The sequence below is a fragment of the Bradyrhizobium sp. LHD-71 genome (assembly GCF_031157255.1).
Lineage (GTDB): Bacteria > Pseudomonadota > Alphaproteobacteria > Rhizobiales > Xanthobacteraceae > P52-10.
The window spans coordinates 145,671-162,746 of record NZ_JAVIFX010000004.1; the positions used below are offsets into that span (position 1 = coordinate 145,671).

The following is a 17,076-nucleotide window of genomic DNA, read 5'->3' on the forward strand; positions in this document are numbered from 1 at the left end:
AACGCGCCCATGCTCAAGGCTTTCACGTTCATCGCGCTGTCATCGACGCTGTTTGCGACCGTGCCGGCCGCACGCGCGGCTGACGAGACGAGCAAGTCCGGCAGTGCATCCGGCGGCGCGATCGTCATGGTTGTGAAGGCGACCAATGCATGTTTTTCGGACATGATCCGGGTGACCGGATTCCTGGTGCCGCGGCGTGAAGCGGTCGTCGCGGTGGAGCAGGAAGGCTTCCGCGTCAACGACGTCCTGGTGCGCGATGGCGACCAAGTGACAGAGAACCAGGAGCTCGTGCGCCTCGGCGGCCCGGCTGCCGCGGCGCAAGCCGCCCAACAGCAAAGCCGCGCGGGCGTGGTGACACTGCGCGCACCTGCCGCGGGCCGCATCATTCAATCGACTGCCCGGGCAGGCGCATTCGTGTCACCGCAACTCGGGCCGCTGTTTCGCATTGCGATCGACGATGAGATCGAGCTCGACGCCGAAGTTCCAAACGTTCACGTGCTGAAGCTCACGCCCAGCGCGACCGCACGCATCACCATCGACGGCGGCCCCGAAGTCTCAGGACGAGTCCGCGTCGTGGCCCCTGAGATCGATCGTCGCACCCAGCTCGGCAAGGTCAGGCTGTCGGTGCCACGCAATCCGGCGATCAAAGTCGGCATGTTCGCCCGCGCCACGATCGACGCCAACCGCAGTTGCGGCGTCTCGATCCCGAAATCGGCGCTCGATCATCTGAACGTTCAGGTGGTCAAGGACAACATCGTCGAGACGCGCAGAGTGCAGATCGGTCTGTTTTCGGACACCGATATCGAGATCAGGGAAGGCATCAAGGAAGGTGAGATCGTCGTCGCCAATGCCGGCACGTCGCTGCACGACGGCGACAAGGTCAAGACGATCTTTCCGGACGAGTTCGATCGGATACGGCGTTAGCCGGGACATGGTGCCCGAAAGCGGATGCTCCGTTTTCGGATTGGACGATGTCCAAGGTCAATGGATAGGCGGAACGAGGGATAGAGTGCTTCGATGGCTTTGAACATTTCGGCCTGGTCGATCCGTCAGCCTCTTCCGTCCGTCGTTTTTTCCATCATCCTGTTGATTCTTGGATGGATGAGTTTCACCAAGCTCGCCGTCACCCGTCTGCCGAATGCGGACATTCCCGTGATCTCCGTGGCCGTGTCGCAGTTCGGCGCAGCGCCCGCCGAGCTCGAATCGCAGGTCACCAAGACCATCGAAGACGGCGTGTCCGGCGTCGAAGGCGTCCGACACATCACCTCCTCGATCACCGACGGCTTCTCGGTCACGACGATCCAGTTCAGCCTCGAAACCAACACCGACCGCGCGCTGAACGATATCAAGGATGCAGTCACGCGCGTCCGCGGCAACCTGCCACAGAATGTCAACGAGCCGCTGATCCAGCGGGTCGACGTGGTCGGACTGCCGATCGTGACTTACGCCGCGATCGCCCCGGGCAAGACGCCGGAGCAACTGTCGTGGTTCGTTGACGACGTGGTGAAGCGCGCGCTGCAGGGCGTTCGCGGCGTCGCCCAGGTCGAACGCATCGGCGGCGTCGAGCGCGAGATCCTCGTTTCGCTTGATCCGGACCGGCTGCAGGCTGTCGGGCTCACAGCGATCGACGTGAGCCGCCGCCTGCGTGGCTCCAATGTCGACCTCGCCGGCGGGCGGGCAGAAATCGGCCGGAACGACCAGGCGATCCGCACGTTGGCCGGTGCACGTACGCTGAACGATCTCGCCGGAACAATGATCAGCCTTCCGGCCGGCGGCGAGGTGCGCCTCGACGATCTCGGGACCGTCACCGACACCGTCGCCGACCGCCGGACCTTCGCGCGGTTCAATGGCGAGCCGGTCGTCGCGCTCGGCATCAAGCGATCCAAGGGCGCGAGCGACGTGGTGGTCGCCAAGGCCGTGCAACAGCGGATCGACGAGCTGAAGACGACAAATCCGGAGGTCGATCTGCAACTGATCGACACCTCGGTCGACTTCACCAAGGGCAACTACGACGCCGCAATCAGCACGCTGTTCGAGGGCGCAGCACTTGCGGTCATCATCGTCTTCATCTTCCTGCGCGATCTGCGCGCCACGATCATCGCCGCGGTGTCGCTGCCGCTATCGATCTTCCCCGCATTCTGGGTGATGGATCTGCTCGGCTTCTCGCTCAACCTCGTGAGCTTCCTCGCAATCACGCTGAGCACCGGTATCCTCGTCGATGACGCGATCGTCGAGATCGAAAACATCGTGCGCCACATGCGCATGGGCAAATCGCCCTATCGGGCGGCGCTGGAGGCGGCCGATGAGATCGGGCTCGCAGTGATCGCGATCAGCCTCACCATCATCGCGATCTTCGCCCCGGCGAGCTTCATGTCCGGCATCGCCGGGCAGTTCTTCAAGCAGTTCGGCATCACTGTGTCGGTGCAAGTGTTCTTCTCGCTGCTGGCGGCGAGGTTTGTCACACCGGTGCTCGCGGCATACTTCCTGAAGCCGCACCATCAAGACGAGCCGCCGCCGGGCTTCATCCTGCGCACGTACAACCACCTCGTGAAATGGTCCGTACAGCACTATTACCTGACAGTTGTTCTAGGACTCGCGGTTTTCGCGCTGTCGGTTCTCAGCATCAATCTGCTGCCCCAGGGCTTCCTGCCTGCGCAGGACACCGCGCGTTCACTGCTGGCCATCGAGCTGCCGCCGGGGTCGCAACTCGCCTTCACCGAGAAGACCACCGAAGAAATCGTGACGCGCCTGCGCAAGCGTCCAGAAGTCAAAAGCGTCTTCGTCGACGGCGGGCGCGTGCCGCCCGGCACGGCCGAGGTTCGCCGCGCGGCGTTGATCATCAACTACACCCCGAAGAGCGATCGGGACATCACCCAGCGCGAACTCGAAATCGAGATCGGCAAGGACCTCGAGAACGTCCCCGACATCCGCTACTGGTTCCTCGACGAAAACGGCCTGCGCGCGATTTCGCTGATTGTCACGGGGGCCGAGATCGGCACGGTCAACCAGGTCGCCAACGAGCTCGCCGTCCAGATGCGGCGAATTCCGCTGATCGCCAACGTCACCTCGGAAACGGCGCTCGACCGGCCGGAGCTTCGCATCCAGCCGCGCGCCGATCTCGCCGCCCGCCTTGGAGTTTCGACCGAGAGCCTGTCGGAAACCATTCGCGTCGCCACGATCGGCGACGTCGGACCGGCGCTGGCGAAGTTCGACGCCGGCGACCGGCAGATTCCGATCCGCGTCCAGTTCGATGAAAGCGCACGCTCCGACCTGAAGATTCTCGAGCAACTGAGGGTGCCGTTCGGTGGCGGGCGCGGCAATGTGCCGTTGTCGGTGGTCGCCGACATCCGCCTCGACCAGGGACCGACCAGCATCAACCGTTACGACCGCGAGCGACAAGCGACCGTCGCCGCCGATCTCGTCGGCACCTCCGCGCTCGGCGACGCCATGGCGCAGATCAACCAGCTGCCGGTGATGAAGAGCCTGCCGAAAGGCGTGAAGGTCGGTCAATCCGGCGACGCTGAAAGCCTGCAGGAGCTTTCGGACGGTTTCGCCACCGCGATCAGCGCTGGGTTGATGATGGTCTATGCGGTGCTGGTGCTGTTGTTCGGCACTTTCCTGCAGCCGATCACCATCCTGTTCTCGCTGCCGCTGTCGATCGGCGGCGCCATCCTCGCGCTGTTGGTAACCGGCAAGCAGCTGACGACGCCGGTGTGGATCGGCATCCTGATGCTGATGGGCATCGTCACCAAAAATGCGATCATGCTGGTCGATTTCGCGATCGAATCGATCAAGAGTGGCATGAAGCGCGAGGATGCCATCGTCGATGCCGGCATGAAGCGCGCCCGGCCGATCGTCATGACCACCATCGCCATGTGCGCCGGCATGCTGCCGAGCGCGCTCGCATTCGGCGCGGGCGGTGAATTCCGTTCACCGATGGCGCTGGCGGTGATCGGTGGCCTGCTTTTCTCGACGTTCCTGTCGCTGATCTTCGTGCCGGCCATGTTCCTTTTGATGGACGACGTCGGCAATATCTTCTGGCGCATCGGCAAGAAGATCATCGTTTCGAGCGCGGATGCGGACGATCCGCCGCCGCCGTCGGATCACACAGAGGCGACGCCGCCCGCGGACGTGACCAAGATCGCATCGCACGGACGGACTTGATCCAGGGACACCGAGGTCGGGCGTCAGTCGTTGCGGGCTTCGGCGATCAGCCGCGTCATGTTCAACAGCTCGATGCGGCCGCGCTTGAGTTCAAGGATGCCATCGCGCCGCCATTGCTGCAGCTGGCGATTGACGCTCTCGCGCGCAGCGCCGACATAGACGCCGAGTTGCTCTTGCGAAATGCGCACCTCGGAGCCGAAATCTTCGGCCAGCGTGCAGAGCCGTCGCGCGAGGCGCACCGGCAACGGCTGCAGGACCGACTCTTCGAGCCTTTCGCTGGCAAGGCGGATGCGCTGGCAGAGCAGTTCGATCAGCTTGACCGCGACCTTGGGCTCGCGCTCGAGATAGACCATGAAGTCTCCGCGCCTCAGCACGAACAGCTCGGTCGGCTCGGCGGCGATCGCATCCGCGGTGCGCGTCTGGCCGTCCAGCACCGCGATCTCGCCGAACACGTCGCCCGAGCCCTGGAAGTTCAGTGTCAGGCGCGATCCGTCGCTGGCGCCTGTCTCGATCCGGACTTGGCCGCGGCGAATGCCGTAGAGGGCGTCGCCCACGTCCCCCTTCTGGAACAGCACCTCGCCTTCATCGAGTTGCACGGTGTGGCAAAGGGCAGCAATGCGTTTGAGCGCCTCGGATCCGAGGTCGGCGAACAGCGGGTTGAGGCTGAGCATGACCGCGAATTCGGACTGCTTGCCGGTGGCGACACTGGTCATGGACACGTCTGGACCCCCTTGCCTCATTGCCGCGCGGAATGTGCCATAAGTCACACAACTGCGCGACCAGAAAGGGCAATTTTTTCGTCGACCGGAGGTGCGGAATCCCTGAATCTGGCGGTCCTTTTGAACCTCGGTGGGCCGCGCAGCGCCAGACAACAACCTCCGCTCCGCCTGACAACGGTCCCCTTCCAGGGGTATGATTTGTTATGAAACTATTGAAACTTCTAGGCGCCGTCCTCGGCCTCTTGATCGTCGCCATTGGCGTGGCATTCGCGGTCGGAATTCCGGGCGGTTTCATTGCGGGAACAATCGAGGACCGGATCGAAAAGGAGACGGGGTACCAGCTCGACATCAATGGCGGCGCGACAATCAAGCTCTGGCCGCTGACAGCGGTGACGCTTTCCGACGTCACCTTGTCCGACCCCAGGAATCGCGACGTCCCGCAGCGCCTCCAAGCCGAGAGTATCCGCGCGGACCTGTCGCTGCGCAGCCTTCTGGCCGGCGAACCGCACGTCCGCGAAATCAGCGTCGTTCGCCCGGTCGTAAACCTGCAGATCGCGCGGGAGCGCACGCGACAGGTGACAACCACAAAGAGTTCGGCTTCGTTCGATCGGGCGCCGCTGACGATCGATCGGGTGGTGATTTCCGATGCGACGCTCGTCCTCAAGGACCCCCGTCATCACGTCGAAAGCAAGATCGAGAAGGTCAACGTTCAGGCGATCGCGACTCCGGAGCGCAAGCTCGAGCTGACGGCGGCCGCGGCAGCCGGCGCGCAGACATTCAAGCTCGAAGCGCAAACACCGATCCCGACAGGTCCGGTCGACGGCATGACCGCGCCAGTCGGATTCAAGCTCGAGGCGCCGGGCCTGCTGTCGCAGGCGCTGTCCGGCAATGCTGACGTCAAGTTCAGCGGCGCGACCATCAGCGTCAACAACCTGACAGGCATGTTCGGTGCGGCGCGCTTCGGCGGCGACGCCTCGGTCGAGGCGACGGCCAAACCGCTGGTCAAGGTCAATCTCGATTTCAAGCAACTCGACATCGATGCCCCCTCCGCAAACAATTCAACGCAGCCGCAAAGCTGGAGCGAGGAGGTCTTCAACCTCGACGGACTGAACTATGTCGACGCCGACTTTCGGGTTTCGACCGCGACGCTGAACATCGGTGCGCTGCGACTCGCGCCGGCAAAGATCGAGGGTTCGCTTGCCAGCGGCATCTTGAAAATGACGTTGAATGAACTCGGTCTTTACGAAGGAAAGGCCGCGGCCGGTCTCGCACTCGATGCATCCATTGCAAATCCGATCTACGCTCTCCGGGCCGACCTGCGCGGCGTGCGGGCACTGCCGCTATTGACAAACCTGGCGGATTTCACCTCGCTCGACGGCAAGATGCAGGCGCAACTCGATGTCCGCACGACCGGCCGCAGCCAGCGCGAGATGATCGCCAATCTGTCGGGAACGACCAATGTCGATTTTCAGGACGGCCAGATCCGCGGCATCAACGTCGCCCAGATGATCCGCAACCTGACATCGAGCACGTTGTCGGGCTGGCAGGAAAACGAAGTCCTGACCACCGACCTGACCGAGCTACAGGCAAGTTTCCGCATCGCGAGCGGCAAGGCCGAGACCCGCGACCTGCGTCTCGCAGGGCCGCTTGTCCGAGTCGCCGGCACCGGCGCCGCCGACCTCAATACGAAGTCGCTCTCCTTCCGCCTCGAGCCGAAGCTCGTGATGACGACGAAAGGCCAGGGCAGCGAAGTCGCTGATCCGATCGGCCTCGGCGTGCCGGTCATCATGGACGGACCGTGGGCCAGCCCGCGAATCTACCCGGAGATGGCGGGCATCCTCGATAACCCCGACGCCGCATTCGCGAAGCTGCGCGAACTGGGCCAAGGCCTGTTCGGCAGCGGCTCGTCGAGCGTTCAACCGGATCAGCCCGGGCAGACGGGCCAGGAAGGCAACAAGCTGATCGAGAACCTCGGCACGATCATTCAGGGTCTCACCGGTTCGGGCAACGGTCAGAGCAAATCGGGCAACGCAGCGCCGCAGCCGGGCCAGGCGCCGCCGGCAACACCGCCGGGCCAGGGTCAACCCTCGCCAAACACCCAGAGTCAGATCGACAGCATCATTCGCCAGTTGTTCGGACGATGAAAAACGAAATGGAGGAACTGAAGACTGCGGACACGGGCGAAAGCAGCGTGATCGCAAAGGCATTCAGGAATCAGGGATGACGGACGACGCAGGCAACAACTCGTTCCGCGGCCGCGGCCTGTTTGCCAAGTATGTCTTTTCGCTGGTCGGCCTGGTGCTGTTCGTCCTTGCGATCAACAGCGCAATCGAAACCTATTTCATCTATCGCGAGACGCAGGCGTCGCTGGTCAACGCCATGGCCGAGAAGGCGGATACGACGGCCTCGCGCATCCAGCAATTCATGGAAGAGGTGGAGCGGCAGATCAGCTGGGTGACGCGGGCGAGCTCGACCACGCTCGAGCAGCGCCGGGCCGACTACCTCTTGCTGTTGCGACAGGTGCCGGCGGTAAGCCAGGTCTTCCAGATCGACGGCAACGGCCGCGAGCAGCTTCGCATGAACCGGGCCACCGTCTCGGTCGGAAGCGGCGAGGACTTCTCCGGCGCGACCGGCTTCAGCGAGTCAGTCAGCAAGGGGCTCTGGTACGGCGAGCCGTTCTTTCGCGACAACCAGCCATTCATGACCATCGGCGTCGCGCATCCGCGCCGCGAAACGGGAGTTTCGGTCGCGGAAATCAATCTGCGGTTTCTTTCCGATTTCGTGACGAGCGGTCAGGCCGGCAAGGTCGGCACCGCCTATATCGTCAGCCCGAAGGGCGAGCTGCTCGCAAGCTCCGACACCAGCCAGACGCGCGGCGCGGATTTATCGTACCTGCCGCAGGTTGCGGCCCTGATCGGCACGACCCCGCAGAACCGGTCGACCGGAACGGGTGCAAACGGAGCGGCGGTGCTGGTTGCCGCCAAGGCCATTCCCGATCTGAAATGGTTCGTGCTGTACGAACAGCCGCTCAGACAGGCGCTGCTACCGATCAAGGACCTCTTGATCCGCGCCGGTGGTCTTGTCGCACTCGGTCTCCTCCTGGCGATGATCGCCGGCACTGTGCTCACCCGGCGGATGCTGGTGCCGATCCGCGCATTGCATGCGGGCGCGCGACGGCTGGCGGCGGGCAATTTCGGCCAGCACATCGAGATCAAGACGCGGGATGAACTGGAAGAGCTCGCCGAGCAGTTCAACCACATGGCCGACGAGATGCGGGAGTCCTACACGAGGCTCGAGCACAAAGTCGCCGAACGAACCGCGGATCTTGCCCAGTCCGTGCGAGAGTTGAAGGTTCTGGAAGAGGTCGGCCGTGCCGTCGCCTCCTCGCTCGATCTCAAGGCCGTGCTGTCGACAGTCGCCACGCGCGCCGCCGAGATCACCGGCGCCGATGCCGTCGTCATTTACGGTCATAACGCGGAAAAGCGGACATTCGAGCTCGCCGAGTCGATCGGTCTCACAGCGCACGGCCCCACCGAACATCTCGTCATCGACGAAGCAGGCAGCGTGCTGGGGCAAGCCGCGGCAAGCGGACAACCCATCGACATTTCCGACATCGCCGACGCGCCGGAACATCCGTTGAATGCGGTTGCGGCCGACGCTGGCTTCAATTCGGTGCTGGTCGTTCCGCTCGCCGATCAGCAGGGCGTGCTTGGATCGCTGATCGTGCTGCGCAAGGCAACCGGCGCCTGGGCGGCGAGCACGATCGGCTTGATGCAGACCTTCGCGCACCAATCCGTGCTGGCGATGCGCAATGCGCGGCTGTTTCATGAAGTCGATCAGAAGGGCCGCGAACTCTCGCTCGCCCACGACACGGTGCAGAAGCAGGCGGCCAAACTGCAGGAACAGACCGTTCAGCTCAAGGACTGGAACAAGTCGCTGGAAGAGCGCGTCGCGGCCCAGCTCGCGGAGATCGGCCGCATCAGCAAGCTCGAGCGATTCCTTGCGCCGCAGGTTGCGCAGCTGATCGCCTCGTCGGACGGACACGAGGCGTTGCTCGCCAGCCACCGCGGCGAGGTGACGGTCGTGTTTTGCGACCTGCGCGGCTTCACCGCGTTCACTGAAAGCGCCGAGCCGGAAGAAGTGATGAACGTGCTGCGCGAATATCACGTCGCCCTTGGCGAATTGATCTTCCGCTACGAGGGCACGCTCGACCGCTACGCCGGCGATGGCGTCATGGTGCTGTTCAATGCGCCGATCCCTCTGCCCGACCACGCCAAGCGCGCGGTCTGCATGGCGGTCGAGATGCGCGATGCGGTCGGCAAGCTGACGCAGAAATGGCGCAGCCGCGGCCACACGCTCGGCTTCGGCATCGGCATTGCCGTAGGCTACGCAACACTGGGGCAGATCGGGTTCGACCGCCGCCTAGAATATGCTGCGGTGGGCAGCGTCACAAATCTTGCGTCGCGCCTGTGCGACGAAGCGAAAGCCGGGCAGATCATCGTCAGCCAGCGGACCTACGGCATGGTGGAAGAATGGGCCGATGCGGCGCCGATCGACGACCTGAACCTGAAAGGTTTTGCGCGGCCCGTTCCCGCTGTGGAAATTCTGGCCTGGCGGGAGGGGAGCAAGGACACGATCTCGCCCGCAGTCGCAGGCGCAGCGTCTTGACGGGCCGGGCGCGCTTGGATGTCTGTTCGCAACAAACCCTCACCCCACTGCACTTGACGGAAAAACCCGATGCTGATGACCGGTCGTGAATGGATGAGCAGAGGCCAGTGCGCGCGCGCCGCCGTGCTCGCGGCCGCCTGCGTGTTGCTGCCGGAAATGGCCTTGGCGCAAGACAGCCCGAAAGGTGTAACGGTGACGGTCGTCAAGGCCGCGAAGGCCTGCTTCGCAGCGACCGCCGAGGTCTTCGGCGTGCTTCTGCCGGTCGAGGAAGTTGCCGTTACCCCGCCCCGCGAAGGCCTGAGGATTTCGCAGGTTCTCGTAGATCCCGGCGCGACGGTCACGTCCGGGCAGGCTCTGGTTCGACTTGCGCCGCCGGACGGCGCCGAAGTCACCCTTGTTGCACCGGCCGCCGGCACGGTCAGCAACGTCAGCGCTGTCGTCGGCACGATGGCATCGGCGCGCGCCGAACCGCTGTTCCGCATCATTGCGCGCGGCGAATTCGAGATGGTCGGCGATGTGCCTGCCAAGGACATGCCGGCGCTGGCGGTAGGTCAGGCCGCGACCATTCGGGTCGTCGGCGCTCCGTCGGTGCAGGGCCAGGTGCGCAGCGTCTCGTCGACGATCGACCCGGTCAGGCAGGTCGGCCAAGTGCGCATTCAGGTCACCACGCCGAAACCCCGCCTGCTCGTCAATGCCTCCGGCCGGGCCACGATCAAAACCGGCGAGAGCTGCAACGTCGCGGTGCCCCTGACGGCGATCCTTTACGGTAACGGCGGCGCGGTCATCCAGGTCGTGCGGCGGCAACGAGTGGAGACTCGCCAAGTCGAGGTTGGACTGACGTCCGCCAGGCAGGCTGAAATCAAGGAAGGCCTGGCCGAAGGCGACGTCGTCGTCGCGCGTGCCGGCGCACTGCTGCGCGAGGGCGATCCGGTCCGCACCGTCAACATCGACGACACTCCGACGAAATAGGGTGCGCATCGGAGCGAGAATCTCCTGTGCGCCTCAGTACGCATTGCCTGTTTGAAACAAAGCATGCGTAAAAGGGGTTTCCGGCTCCGGGGAGCTAGAGCCCGGACATTTGTCAGCAGCGCGCTCGAAGCTCTTCGACTGCCGCGCGAGGGCTGGTCAGCACCGGCAACTGGCTCGTCCGGGACACTGCCGCAAACGCTCTGGACGTCGAAAAGTGCGCCAGCATGATCGCGTCGCAGCCGTCGAGCCGCGGCGCGGCCTCGGCGAGCAGGCGATTGTGAGTGTCGGCGTCGCCTTCCTTGAGCGCAACCATGGCTTCCTCGACGAGAACCGTCTCGATCGAGGCCTGGGAACCCGTGGCCGCCGCCAGGGTGCGAAATTCCTCTTCCATCGAATCGACCGACGGTTTGAAGGTCGCGAGCATGCCGATCCGCCGCCCGGCTGCCAGCGCACGGCCGAACATGGCTTCGTTTGGCTTCAGGACCGGCCGGCCGGCCGACGCGGCGAAGGCGTCGATCGCCGAGCCAAAGGCGGAGCAGGTGTAGAGCACGCCATGCGCACCGGTGCTGAGCGCATAGCGTCCTAAGTCGGCGATGCGCCGTCGCATCGTCGGTGTGAGCGCCTCGTCGCGCGCCCGGTCGACGCTCAGCGAGTCATCAAAGACATTGACGAGGTCCGCATCCGGCCAGAGCTCGGCAAAAGCCTCCTTGACCGGATCGATCGCGACCGCCACCGCATGGATGAGAGCAATGCGTGTCACTTGAGCCTCCAGCGCTGGTTCTATTCGGGCAGATCAAGGCGCTCGAGCAGGTCGGAAAGCTCGCGCGCCCAACGCCGTTTGTGGGCGCGATGAATGTCCTGGGCGGTTTGCGGGTCGTTGCGCCGAACGGCTTCAACGACAGCAGCGTGATTCACATTCGAGTAGACCGGCTTCGCCCGCAGCTGCAACGTCATCAGGCGGAACCGGTGCGCTTTGTCGAGAAAGTTCTTCGCAACTTCGGCAAGATGCTGGTTGCCGCACAAAACGATCAGCAACGTATGGAATTCGTAGTCGGCCTGCGCCCAGGCCTGCGCGTCCTCGCTCTCCAGCGCGACATCCATTCGGGCGACTGCATCCTCGAGCAGCTTCAGATCGTCTGCCGCGATTCGTCGTGCGGCGAGGCGCTCGGCAGCTTGTATCTCAAGACACTCGAGCACCTCATTGATCTCTCGAACTGTGCGCTTGGAGAGCCGGGTGACCCGAAAGCCGCGTCGCGGCACGATCTCCAGAAAGCCCTCCTGTTCAAGCCGTACTGCGGCTTCGCGCACGGGAGTGCGGCTCATGCCAAGCATGACGGCGAGCTCTTCCTCCAGAAAATGCGCTCCGGGCGCGAGCTCACTGCGCAAAATCTTGCGCTTCAGCTCGCCATAAGCCGTCTCGGTCATCGAGCGACGTTCGGAACCGGACTCCAACATCGTCTTCACTGACCTCGATTTTGCTTGGTGGTCTGGCACGAAGGCCACGCGCACGGCTTTGGAGCCGTGAGTTGACTTACCATGGCCGCTATGGTTCGATCAATGTATACGAAAATTATAATAACAAATGCACAAGCACGGGGAAACGCCATGAGGATACGTCCGCTCATCCTTGCCGCGCTCGTCATGAGCGCCGTGTCGTCTCCCGTTTGCGCACAAAACCTGCGCTTCACGTTTGCTACGACCAATGGCCTGCAGGACTTGAGCTCGCAGGCCATCCTGCGCTGGAAAGACGAACTGGAGAAGCGCTCGAACGGCCAGATCAAGATGGAGTTTTCGTCGGGCGGCGCCCTTGGCGGCGATCAGGAACTGCTGCAGCAACTCGCGACGAACGAGGTGCAGATGCACATCGCCGGGCCCGTCGTCGTCCACCGCCTTCTCAAGGAATATCAGTGCCTGGAGGCAGAGTACGTCTTCAAGGACGAGCAGCATGGATTCCGCGTATGGACCGGCGCGCTGGGCAAGGAGGTCTCGGACAAGCTCAAGGGGCGCTACGGCATCGAGATCGTCGGCATCGGCGCACGCGGCGCACGGCATATCACTGCGAATAAGCCGATCCGTGAGCCCGCGGACCTGAAGGGGGTCAAAATCCGAGTGACGAATCCGCTCCGCAGTCAGGTGTTTTCGGCCTATGGCGCTCTGCCAGGACCGCTGCCCGTGTCGGAGCTCTACGGCGCCCTGCGTCAGGGCGTCTTCGACGCCCAGGAAAACCCGATCCCGACGATCTTCGGTGACCGGCTCTACGAGGTTCAGAAAACGATCAACCTCACCGGACATGTGTGGAGCTACAACGTCATCACAGCAAACAGTAAATTCCTCGCAAGCTTGAAACCTGATCAGCGCAAGATATTCGATGAGACGCTGAAGGAAGCTATCGACCGGTTGAATCAGGCGGTCGCAAGCGAGACTGATGATCTTATTGCGCGCATGAAGAAAGACGTCGGCACCGAAGCCGTGCCGGCCAGCATAGCCGCTTTCCGCGACATCGCCATGCCCGTCGTTGAAAAGTTCGCCCAGGCAAACTGCCGGGCGGGCCTTCTGGACGATATCCGCAAGGCCGCACAGTAAGCGCCGTCCTCGAACAACCAAGCAAGGCCATGACTGACGCTGTGACGCCAGAGATCGCTGACACGCCCAAACCCAATCCCGTGCTGGCATGGACTGACGGCATACTCGAAGGGGTCGGCGTCACAGGCTTTGTGGCGATGATGCTGGCGACTTTGCTGCAGGTGATCGCCCGGTACATGGAAATCTCGATCGACTGGACGGAGGAACTGGCGCGGATCTTGTTCCTCGCCTCGATCATGATCGGTATCGCGCTCGCGATCCGACGCCGGCAACATATCGCGGTCGACTTTATTTATGCGGCCGCATCTGCGCGTATTCAGGCTTTGCTTTCGGTGGGCTTCGACCTCGCAACGCTTCTGTTGCTGATCGTCTGGCTTCGCGGCGCCTGGATTCTGATCGAATTGAACGCCGGAACGACGTTCGTCACCGTGCCCTGGCTTCCGGTTTCACTGCTCTACGGTGTGGAAGCCTTCGGAGCGGCGCTGATGATCCTCTTCGTGCTCGCCGATCTCGTGAGACGCTTCGAGGTAGTGCGGGGACGGAGCGCCACGTCATGATGGTTGCGCTGGTCGCTCTTCTCCTCATCATCGTATTGATCTCGCTCGGCATGCCCGTCGGATTCGCTGCCGGCTTCGCAACGCTCGGCGGCGCAGCCTGGTTTTTCGGCGACCTTTTCGATCCCCGCGTCGCGACCATGATCGCGCGCACCGCGCTCGACAAGATGAACGACTTTCTTCTGCTTTCGATTCCATTCTTTCTCCTGGCCGGCCGGTTGATGAATGTCGGCGGAATTACAGAGCGGTTGTTCGATTTCGTCGCGGTTCTGGTGAGACCGATCCGCGGCGGACTAGGCCACGCGAACGTGCTGGCCAGCGTGCTGTTCGCGGGCATGTCGGGATCCGCCACGGCGGACGCCGTCGGGCTCGGCCAGATCGAGATCAAGGCGATGACGAAAGCCGGCTACGACCATCGCTTCTCCGCCGGCATCACCGCGGCTTCCGCGCTGCTCTCGCCGATCATTCCACCAAGCATCGTGCTTGTCGCCTATGCGGTGCAGGCGCAGGTCTCGGTTGGCGCCCTGTTCTTCGCAGCGATCGTACCCGGCCTTTTGATGGCCGCCATCTTCATGGCATGGGTCGCGTATTGCGCAAAGAAATACGGCTTCCCCGCCGGATCGCGCGCGACGCTGTCTGAGGTATGGTTTGCATTCCGACGCGCGATACTGGCGATCCTGACGCCGGCCATCATCCTCACGGGCATCTATAGCGGCCTCTTCACCCCGACCGAAGCGGCCGCAGTGGCGGCACTCTACGCTTTGCTCATCACCGGCTTCGTCTATCGCGAAGTGGGTTGGGGTCGCATTCTCACCGAGATCCGCGGCACGTTCATCGACACCGCGGTCATGATGATCATCATCGCGTTCACGTCAGTGCTTGGGGTGGTCCTCGTCCGCAGCGGGGTACCAGCCGATTTGGCCCGCTTCCTTGCAAGTCTGACCGAGAGCCCTGTCGTGCTGCTCCTGCTTCTGTTGGTGCTGTGGCTGGTCGTTGGACTCGCAATGGACCAGACGCCCGCGATTCTGATCCTCACACCGATCCTCATGCCGATCGTGCATCAGTTCCAGATCAACGAAATCCATTTCGGCGTCATCATGGCGTTGGCGCTGACGCTTGGGCTGCTGACTCCCCCCACCGGCATGGTGCTCTACGCGCTGATCCGCGTTACGGGGCTCGGCTACGAACAGTTGGTCAAGATCGCGATGCCCTACACGCTGATGCTTATCGGGCTCGTCGTGGCGCTTATCCTGTTCCCGGACCTGACACTCTTTCTCCCGCGTCTGCTTGGCTTCAAAGCCGCCGGCTGACATCTGATTGATCGGACGATTCATGAAACTCCTCGTTCTCCCCGGCGACGGCATCGGTCCTGAAATTACCGACGCGACGCTGGCAGTGCTCGCCGCCGCTGATCGGCGGTTCGGACTCGGGCTCACGTATGAGACAATGGACATCGGCTGGGCGGCCTATCACCAAACCGGCACGACGCTTCCGGACGCAGTTCTTGATGCCGCACGAACGGTCGACGGCGTCTTGCTCGGTCCCATCTCCCATCTCGACTATCCGCCGAGGAACGAAGGCGGGGTCAATGTCTCGGCGGCGTTCCGAACCAGACTCGACCTCTATGCCAATGTCCGGCCGGCACGCACGCGACCCGGCGTCCCTCACCGTGGCACGGACATGAATCTCGTGATCATGCGCGAATGCACCGAGGGGATGTATCCCGACCGCAATATGCATAAAGGGTCGGGCGAGTTCATGCCGACGGAGGACATCGCGCTATCACTGCGCAAGATCACGCGCCCCGCCTGCCGGCGCATCGCCATCGCGGCGTTCGAACTCGCGAGACGGCGCGAGAAGCATGTCACAGCCGTCCATAAGGCGAACAACTTCATTCTCACGGATGGTCTTTTTCTCGAGGAGGTCCGCGCAGTCGCCAGCGGCTATCCCGATGTCCGTTTCGACGAATACATTGTCGACGCCATGGCGGCGTGGCTCGTGCGCGACGCCTCGCGCTTCGACGTGATCGTCTCGACCAACTTCTACTGCGACATTCTTTCCGACCTCGCCTCGGAGCTGTCAGGCGGTCTGGGGCTTGCCGGATCGATCAACGCCAATGAGACCAGATGCGTCGCACAGGCTCAGCATGGATCAGCGCCTGACATTGCGGGGCAAGGCAAGGCCAACCCGACATCGCTCATCCTTTCCGCAGCGATGCTGCTCGATTGGCTCGCGGAGAAAAGCGGCGCATCCGAGCCGGCGCGAGCCGCGCAAGCGATCAATGTGGCGATCGATCAAGCTTTGGCAAGGGTTGAGACGTGCACGCCCGACCTGGGCGGACCGCTGAGCACCGCTTCGTTCGGAAAAGTTGTCAGCGATGGTCTTCTGCGAGAACCATCGTGACATCGTTGCAGGTCCGGCGTGTTGCGCTTGCTGGCGCCGGCATGATCAGCCGACATCATCTGGTCGCGTGGCGCAAGGTCGAGGGGGTCGAGGTCGTCGCACTCGCGGATGTCGATGTTGAACGCGCGGCTGATCGAGCGCGCGAATTCAACGTCCCGGCAATTTATCCGGATCTCGCTACGCTCCTCGCAGTGGAGAAGGTCGACGTCGTCGATATCGCCAGCCCGCGCGCGACGCATGCCGACCTCGTGCGCCTTGCTGCCGACCATGACGTCGCCGTCCTGTGCCAAAAGCCTTTGGCCACGACCTTCGACGAGGCGAAGCATCTTCAAGCCGATATTGCCGGACGGGTGCGGGTGATGGTTCACGAGAACTGGCGCTTTCGCCCCGCCTATCGACGCATTCGCCGCTGGCTCGATGAGGCGGCGCCAGGTCGGCTCTTGCAAGGGCGCATATCCGTGCAGAGTGCGGGCCTTCTCCAGGATGAGATGGGACGTTACCCCGCATTGGAACGCCAGCCCTTCTTCAGCACAGAAAAACGGCTCCTGATTGCGGAGACGCTCATTCACCATCTCGACGTGGTGCGCTGGCTTGCCGGTCCGTTGCACATCATTGCCGCAAGTGCATTGCGCACCAGCAATCTCGTCGTCGGTGAGACTTGCGCGACGCTCCTTCTCGAAACTGGGCATGGAGCGCCGATAACGATCGAGGGCAATCTCACGATCCCAGGCGCGCAAGCAGGCAGTAGCGATGATGTGGTTCTCGTGTTCGAGCGCGGCACCGCCCGGTTCTCATCCAACCGCCTTGAGCTCCGCGGCGTGATGCCGGAGACGGCATCGTTTGCTTTTGCCGAATCCTATCAGGCGAGCTTCGACGCAACGATCGCTCATTTCGTTGAAACGTTGCGCTCGGGTGCGCCGTTCGAGACCGATGTTACGGACAATCTCAAGACGCTGCGCCTCGTCGAGGAGGCCTATCGCCTGGTCGATCCGGTTCAGAACCTGACCTGACCTGAC

13 protein-coding genes are annotated in these 17,076 nt (G+C 63.0%); 10 read left to right on the forward strand and 3 right to left on the reverse strand.

The features are described from left to right. The first annotated feature begins 9 nt into the window (after window positions 1-9). Together RCO31_RS05305 and RCO31_RS05310 are read left to right on the forward strand one after the other, a co-directional pair. On the forward strand, window positions 10-924 hold the full coding sequence (locus RCO31_RS05305; RefSeq protein WP_308967194.1) for an efflux RND transporter periplasmic adaptor subunit: 915 nt from the start codon (window positions 10-12) through the stop codon (window positions 922-924). A 93-nt stretch (window positions 925-1,017) separates the two neighbouring features. Then, entirely contained in the window at window positions 1,018-4,164 is a 3,147-nt protein-coding gene (locus RCO31_RS05310; protein ID WP_308967195.1) for an efflux RND transporter permease subunit, read from the forward strand. 23 nt (window positions 4,165-4,187) lie between these two features. Here the strand turns inward: RCO31_RS05310 and RCO31_RS05315 are convergent, their stop codons facing one another. After that, window positions 4,188-4,877, reverse strand: a complete 690-nt coding sequence (locus RCO31_RS05315) for a Crp/Fnr family transcriptional regulator (protein WP_308967403.1) — start codon at window positions 4,875-4,877, stop codon at window positions 4,188-4,190. A gap of 209 nt (window positions 4,878-5,086) precedes the next feature. Between RCO31_RS05315 and RCO31_RS05320 the strand changes: the two genes are divergently transcribed. From RCO31_RS05320 to RCO31_RS05330, 3 genes are all read left to right on the forward strand, one after another. Further along, entirely contained in the window at window positions 5,087-7,027 is a 1,941-nt protein-coding gene (locus tag RCO31_RS05320) for an AsmA family protein (RefSeq protein WP_308967196.1), read from the forward strand. 76 nt (window positions 7,028-7,103) lie between these two features. Continuing rightward, complete coding sequence (locus tag RCO31_RS05325; RefSeq protein WP_308967197.1) at window positions 7,104-9,551, forward strand: adenylate/guanylate cyclase domain-containing protein; 2,448 nt, start codon at window positions 7,104-7,106, stop codon at window positions 9,549-9,551. Window positions 9,552-9,620: 69 nt separating this feature from the next. Next, on the forward strand, window positions 9,621-10,520 hold the full coding sequence (locus RCO31_RS05330; protein WP_308967198.1) for an HlyD family efflux transporter periplasmic adaptor subunit: 900 nt from the start codon (window positions 9,621-9,623) through the stop codon (window positions 10,518-10,520). Window positions 10,521-10,632: 112 nt separating this feature from the next. On the opposite strand, the gene RCO31_RS05335 is transcribed toward RCO31_RS05330, so the two are convergent. Further along, window positions 10,633-11,280, reverse strand: a complete 648-nt coding sequence (locus RCO31_RS05335; protein WP_308967199.1) for an aspartate/glutamate racemase family protein — start codon at window positions 11,278-11,280, stop codon at window positions 10,633-10,635. Between the two features lie 20 nt (window positions 11,281-11,300). Beyond that, complete coding sequence (locus RCO31_RS05340) at window positions 11,301-11,945, reverse strand: GntR family transcriptional regulator (protein WP_308967200.1); 645 nt, start codon at window positions 11,943-11,945, stop codon at window positions 11,301-11,303. A 132-nt stretch (window positions 11,946-12,077) separates the two neighbouring features. On the opposite strand from RCO31_RS05340, the gene RCO31_RS05345 reads away from it, so the two are divergent. The 5 genes from RCO31_RS05345 to RCO31_RS05365 are packed head-to-tail and all read left to right on the forward strand — an operon-like array spanning window position 12,078 to window position 17,070. Next, complete coding sequence (locus tag RCO31_RS05345) at window positions 12,078-13,103, forward strand: TRAP transporter substrate-binding protein (RefSeq protein ID WP_308967201.1); 1,026 nt, start codon at window positions 12,078-12,080, stop codon at window positions 13,101-13,103. 29 nt (window positions 13,104-13,132) lie between these two features. Then, window positions 13,133-13,660 (forward strand): TRAP transporter small permease, encoded by a 528-nt coding sequence (locus tag RCO31_RS05350; protein ID WP_308967202.1) that lies wholly within the window; start codon window positions 13,133-13,135, stop codon window positions 13,658-13,660. Beyond that, the gene (locus tag RCO31_RS05355) at window positions 13,657-14,967 is read left to right on the forward strand and encodes a TRAP transporter large permease (RefSeq protein ID WP_308967203.1); all 1,311 of its coding nucleotides are present in this window, start codon (window positions 13,657-13,659) and stop codon (window positions 14,965-14,967) included. Before RCO31_RS05350 ends, RCO31_RS05355 begins: the two co-directional genes overlap by 4 nt. Before the next feature lie 22 nt (window positions 14,968-14,989). After that, window positions 14,990-16,060 carry an isocitrate/isopropylmalate dehydrogenase family protein gene (locus RCO31_RS05360; protein ID WP_308967204.1) on the forward strand — a complete coding sequence of 357 codons (1,071 nt, stop codon included), beginning with the start codon at window positions 14,990-14,992 and terminating at the stop codon, window positions 16,058-16,060. Next, window positions 16,057-17,070 carry a Gfo/Idh/MocA family oxidoreductase gene (locus RCO31_RS05365; RefSeq protein ID WP_308967205.1) on the forward strand — a complete coding sequence of 338 codons (1,014 nt, stop codon included), beginning with the start codon at window positions 16,057-16,059 and terminating at the stop codon, window positions 17,068-17,070. Before RCO31_RS05360 ends, RCO31_RS05365 begins: the two co-directional genes overlap by 4 nt. The last annotated feature ends 6 nt before the right edge of the window (window positions 17,071-17,076 follow it).